This window comes from Mycobacterium sp. (assembly GCF_050700595.1).
In the GTDB taxonomy this organism is placed as follows: domain Bacteria; phylum Actinomycetota; class Actinomycetes; order Mycobacteriales; family Mycobacteriaceae; genus Mycobacterium.
Genome location: NZ_JBOHHI010000007.1, coordinates 1 through 5,450 on the forward strand (window position 1 = coordinate 1; position 5,450 = coordinate 5,450).

Here is a 5,450-nt window from a genome sequence, read left to right on the forward strand (position 1 = left end):
GCGCAGCAGGAAGTTTAGCTTTTCGATGCGTTCGCCCGACCGCGGCGCTCCGTTTTTCTGGAAAGGCACCCCTAGTCCCACCGCCAGGTCCATCACGACATCGTTGATGACACCGCCCGACCGGCCCGATGGGATCGCCAGAATAGCGTTCTGCGCGGCGTATTCGAAACAGTCCAGTGCCTCGGCGATGGTTCCGACCTGGTTGGGCTTGAGGATGAAACCGTCAATGGCCGAGGTCTTTACGGCCCGTTCTAGACGGTGCCGGTTGGAAACGATCACATCGTCGCCGAGGATGATCGAGCGGTCGATGGTCTGAGCCGCTTTGGTGAAGCCATCCCAGTCGTCCTCGTCGAGTAGGTCCTCGATAAACACCATCGGGAAGTCCTCGGACAGCGCCCGGGCGTAGTCGATCAGAGCCTCCGCGGTCACCTGCTCACCGTTAAGTGCGTAGGTGTGCGCACGCTTGTCGTACGCCTCGCTAGATGCGCAGTCCAGTGCAAACGCCATGACGTCGGCACAGCCGGCGCACTCGACGGCCTCGGCCAACACCTCCATGACGACCCGCGGGTCGCTGGACGGAGCGACATACCCGTACGACGGCGCTATCAGCGGCGAGCGGCCGAGCCGGGCGGCCAGCACCTCACCCAGCACGCCGAACAAGGTCACTCCCTTCTCGACCGCCGACTCGATGGAGTCGGCGCGATAGGGCACGACGAGGAACTCGTTGAACGTCTGGAAGATATCCCCATAGCGGCCACCATTGATCATGTTGAAGCTGGGCACCGGCACGGTGGTCGGCGCTTTGAGTCCCAGCAATGCGCCGACGTAGGTGTAAGTGGGCATGCCCGCCGCCGCGGACGCCGCGCGCAGCAGCGCGACCGAGGTGGAATAAATCGCGTTTCCGCCAAGCCGGTGCTTGTCTGGCGTGCCGTCGAGTTCGATCATGACCCGGTCCAGGGTCCGCGGGTCGTCGAGCTCGGCGCCGACCAGAACGGGGGCGATTTCGTCGGCCACGGCGGAGACGGCGCGGTGCACGCTCAGCCCGTTGTATTCGGCCCCGTCTCCGTCACGCAACACGAACGCCTCGTGCACACCGATCGAAGTGCCGGTCGGCGACGCGCCGCGGCCGACATGGCCGGTGTTGGTGGTGATTTCAACTTCTACCAACGGCCGAGCCTTACAGTCCAACAGCTGGCGGGCCACGACCGATGCGATCTTCATCAGCGAACTCCCGCTACGAGACGATATCGAGGTCACACAGGTTGCTGTCGGTGCGCCGCGTTGGTGGTGTGTCAGCGCAGTCCAGCGTCGACGCTGACCTGGCTACCACCATAAAGCACGGTCGATCGCAAACTGAGATGGCGACAACATCCTCCTGGCGGGCGCCTTCTTGCTCCGCCAGCCGGTCGAGGCTTGCTGTTGCCGCACAAACCTGGTGCCGTCCGCGCCTCGTACTGGAGCGGCCTCAGGACCGCACTGCCGGAATTGAAAAAGAGAAGTGCGGCGCAGCCGGCATGGCCGGAGCCGCGGGGGCTGGCAGGGCGGGCATCTTCGGCATCGCGGGAGCCGGCATCGACGGCAGCTGTGGCGCTGCGGGCGTGGGCAGGTGCACGGGCGCCGCGGGCGTCGGCAGATTGACCGGCAGCTGGGGCGTGGGCAGGTGTACGGGCGGTTCGGGCGTCGGCAGATTGACCGGCGGTTCGGGGGTAGGCAACTGCGCTGGCGGGGTGGGTACGTGCACGGGTGGGGTGGGTGTTTGTGCCGGCGGGGTCGGTATGTGCACGGGTGGGGTTGGTGTTTGTGCTGGCGGGGTCGGTATGTGCACTGGCGGGGTCGGTGCTTGCGCCGGCGGCGTCGGCAGGTGAATCGGTGGCGCAGGCGTCTGCGCGGGAGGCTGCGGGATCGGCAGATTCACCGGAGGCTGCAAAACCGGCGCCTGCACACGTAGCACGGGAATTGGCACTTGGACCGGAACCGGCACGGGCACCGGTGCGGGCGCAGCGGGAACCGGCGCGGGTGCAGGCGCGGGCAGCGGCGGTGCCGCGGGCGCCGGCAGGTCGACAGCCGGCGGCGGTGCGACCGCATCCGCGGGCGCGGGTGGCGCTGCGGGCGCAGGCAACTGAACCGCCGGAGGTTGCGGTGCTGCAACCTGAGCCGCGGGCGGCGGGGCTGGCGCCTGCTCGGTCGGGACGACGAAATGCTGGCCCGGCATGGGCAGCAACGCGACGGTCTGTCGAATGTTGACCGCCAGCGTGAGCACTGTTGCCACCGCGCTGGCGGCGGCGAGCGCCGCTAACGCGGTCCCCACCAACAAAAGCGGCCTGCGCGCCTGTCGGGCGTCCCCGGCGTCGTCGGCCGCGCGTATAGCGGCAGTGTCTGCATCAACGTCCTCGTCGGGCACTGCGCTGTAAGCCAGTTCGTCTGGGCCGCTGTGGTCGACGGCCACCTCGAAGTAACCGGGCGCCACAGCGAACGGGTTCACCTCGCCGGTGCCGGGATCCTTCGCGTAGGCCAACGCCGCGGTGGACGAGGCGAGCAGCGGCGTGTTGGCCGACGCCAGGGCCGCACCGCGGGCCAGCGCCATGTCCGGCTCCTCGGGCGCGCTCACCGGAAGCCAGATCGCCGCTTCCAGCGCTGGTTTGATTGGTGCGACATCTACACCCGAGCCGACGATGAACACACCCTCCGGGCGCGCTTTCAGCCCGTCCAACCCGGCGACCATCGCGGCCAACTCGACCGCGACGTCGGTGCTCGACAGTGGCCGTCGATGCACATCAGCGATCGAGCCGTCGCCGGAGTCGACGACGGCCAGCGTCGCGGTCCCGGGCTCGACATACAGCAGCGCAATGTACTCGTAACCGATTGCATTGCCCACCGTTTGGGCCAGCGCGGCAGCGGACAGCAACGCCGACACCAGCATTACATTGTTGACCTTGCGGGCGGCCAACGCGTCGCGCAGCGTCACGGCGTCCGCGGGATCGGTGCAGGTCACTCCAGTCGATGCCAGTCGGCAGCCGCCCTCGGCGGCACCTTCGCGGGTACCGAGAATGGCCGAGATCACCTGGTCGGCTGCGCCCGGCGCTGCCTCGTCGGCAGCGATGTCGAAGCTGTCTTCCTCGACCGTGACGCCATCGGCGTTTTCACCCTCGACGAGGACCATGCGGATCGCCGTCGGGGCCATCGATACACCGAGAACGAAGTCCATGGCTCCTCCAAGTCACCGCGCGGGCCGCCATCTACATACTTCGTCGATCTAACAACACCCGACGTTACAGTGCCGGGATTAGTGCCAGCTGTGAAGCTCTTGTGAGCGAGATAACTCGAATATCCGCAGCAGTCAGGACACCCGGAACTGTTCTAGGTCAGCCTGTTTGATGGTCAACCCGTGCCCGGGCGCCGTTCGATCGGGGCGCAGCAACCCGCCCGGTTGGGGATCGATCGTGCCGTCGAATGCCGCGCTGGGACGGCACGGCCGGTCGATCTTTTTCCGCCGCGGTCAGCACTCCGAGATTTGTTGGAGCACAGCGTATCCGGCGTCAGGTCGCTCCGCCGCCCGCGCCCAATGTGCCCTGCATGTCGGGCTTCATAGCGGCCAACTGGGCACCCCAGTAGCCCCAACTGTGGACGCCTTTGCTGTCGATATTGAACGTCGCGTTGTGCCCACCGGCCGCGTTGTAGGCGTTCTGGAAGGCGACGTTGCTTTGCATGATGATCTGCTCGATGAGCTGGCCGGGGAGGCTGCCCTGGCCAATGTTCTCCGACGGTGTGCCGTTGCCGCTGTAGATCCACAGCCGCGTGTTGTTGCCGGCGATTCGTCCGGCCTGCACGGTGGGGTCGTTGCGCTGCCAGCCGGGACCACCCGTCGGTCCCCACATGTCCTCGGGGTTGTAGCCGCCCTCATCGTTCATCGCCATTTTGACGAATGTGGGCCCCGTGCCCTGGGAGGGGTCCAGCAACGCCGACAGCGCGCCGGCGTAGGTGAACTGCCCGGGGTGGTAGGCCGCCAAGATCAACGCCGACGACCCGGACATGGAGACCCCCACGACGGCGTTGCGGCTCGACCGCACCCCGCGGCCCGACAAGTAGCCCGGCAGCTCGTTGGTCAAGAACGTTTCCCACTTGTAGGTTTGGCCATTCGCGGACCCGTACCAGTCGGAGTAGAAACTGGAGCGCCCGCCGACCGGGGCGACCACCGATATGCCCGAACCGGCGTATTGGTCGAATGCGTTGGTTTCGATGTCCCAGCCGCTGCGGTCGTCGCGGGCACGCAAACCGTCGAGCAGGTAGACGGCCGGCGCTCCGCCGCCCTGGAACTCGACGGTGATGTCGCGGCCCATTGACGGCGACGGCACCTGCAGGAATTCGGGGCTCGCCGCCCGGGCGGGTGGGGCACTCCCGACCATGCCCACCAGCCCCGGCAGCGCGGCGGTCGCAGCTGCGGCAGCCGTCAGTCGACGTATCCAGTGATTTTTGTTCCTGGCCATCCCCACTCCTTCCAATCAGGAATTTCGCCGGCATGTTTCAGCCGACACCCAGCAGAACTGTGGAAAAGAATCCTCGATAGCAAGGCTGACGGGCACTCTTCTCATTACGCGTGATTACGTGGCGCCCCGAGAGCCGTGATGAATGACCGTCCATGTCGACGTCAGACCACGGTTCTCTTTTCATAGCAAAGACCGGGCAGTCTGTCTAGGAGCCGATCCGGACCGCACTGAGCACAAGCTATTTGACTAACGCTGCACGAGGAGTCCGTCGCAAACACCGCCGAGTTTCGCCGCCCTCAAATCATCCACCGATGTCGTCGACTACGCCATCCTCGGCAAAGGTTGACCACTGACTTTCGGCGGGGCCGTACGGGTATGCCCGCACCATGACAACACTGGGCTAGTTCCTGTCTTGCGAAGAATTCTCCCCGAACGAGTTGGTTCGCCAGGCCGTTCGGGTGGAGGCCGCAGGGTTCGAACGGCTCTGGATTTCCGACCATTTCCATCCGTGGAATGACGAGCAGGGCCAAAGCCCGTTCGTCTGGACGCTGAGCCGCAAAGGGTTTCACGGGTCGTCGTTTTCTTCATCGTCACGCAACAGTTTTTCGGGGTGGTGGACGGTGTTGGTTCTCGGTTGGCCGTGGTCGAGATGGGGTGGTGGGATCCATTCGGTGGTGCCGTTGGAGTTCTTGCGGGTGGTCCAGCCTTGTTCGGCGAGGTCGTGATCTCCACTGCAGCCGAACGTCAAGTCGTTGACGTCGGTTTCGTGGCACATCGCATACGGGGTGAGGTGGTGGACTTCGCAGTAATAGCCCTTCACGTCACAGCTGGGGCGTGAACACCCGCGGTCTTTGGCGTAGAGCACGATTCGCTGGCCCGGTGAAGCCAACCGTTTGGTGTGGTAGAGCCCGATCGCCTTGCCCTTGTCGAAGATGGCTAGGCAGTGATGCGCGTGGCGGGCCAGCC

General features: G+C 65.6%; 4 protein-coding genes and 1 pseudogene. 1 reads left to right on the top strand and 4 read right to left on the bottom strand.

Features of this window, described 5'->3' with window-relative positions:
* The 3 genes from eno to ACRDTL_RS00315 all read right to left on the bottom strand — a co-directional run.
* Positions 1-1,224 (bottom strand): phosphopyruvate hydratase (eno, locus tag ACRDTL_RS00305; RefSeq protein ID WP_431504735.1); only part of this gene is annotated, 1,224 nt, incomplete at its 3' end.
* A gap of 241 nt (positions 1,225-1,465) precedes the next feature.
* Positions 1,466-3,205 (bottom strand): DUF7159 family protein, encoded by a 1,740-nt coding sequence (locus tag ACRDTL_RS00310; RefSeq protein ID WP_431504732.1) that lies wholly within the window; start codon positions 3,203-3,205, stop codon positions 1,466-1,468.
* Between the two features lie 331 nt (positions 3,206-3,536).
* Positions 3,537-4,484, bottom strand: coding sequence for an esterase family protein (locus ACRDTL_RS00315; protein WP_431504733.1), 948 nt, complete (start codon positions 4,482-4,484; stop codon positions 3,537-3,539).
* Positions 4,485-4,891: 407 nt separating this feature from the next.
* Between ACRDTL_RS00315 and ACRDTL_RS00320 the strand changes: the two are divergent.
* A pseudogene (locus tag ACRDTL_RS00320) lies at positions 4,892-5,035 on the top strand (LLM class F420-dependent oxidoreductase); the annotation flags it as partial.
* Between the two features lie 14 nt (positions 5,036-5,049).
* On the opposite strand, the gene ACRDTL_RS00325 reads toward ACRDTL_RS00320, so the two are convergent.
* A partial coding sequence (locus ACRDTL_RS00325) for a DUF222 domain-containing protein (protein WP_431504734.1) occupies positions 5,050-5,450 on the bottom strand: 401 nt, incomplete at its 5' end.

Coding starts and splice junctions, on each gene's coding strand:
- ACRDTL_RS00315 (WP_431504733.1), bottom strand. CDS start 4,484: ATGGCCAGGAACAAAAATCACTGGATACGTCGACTGACGGCTGCCGCA.
- ACRDTL_RS00310 (WP_431504732.1), bottom strand. CDS start 3,205: ATGGACTTCGTTCTCGGTGTATCGATGGCCCCGACGGCGATCCGCATG.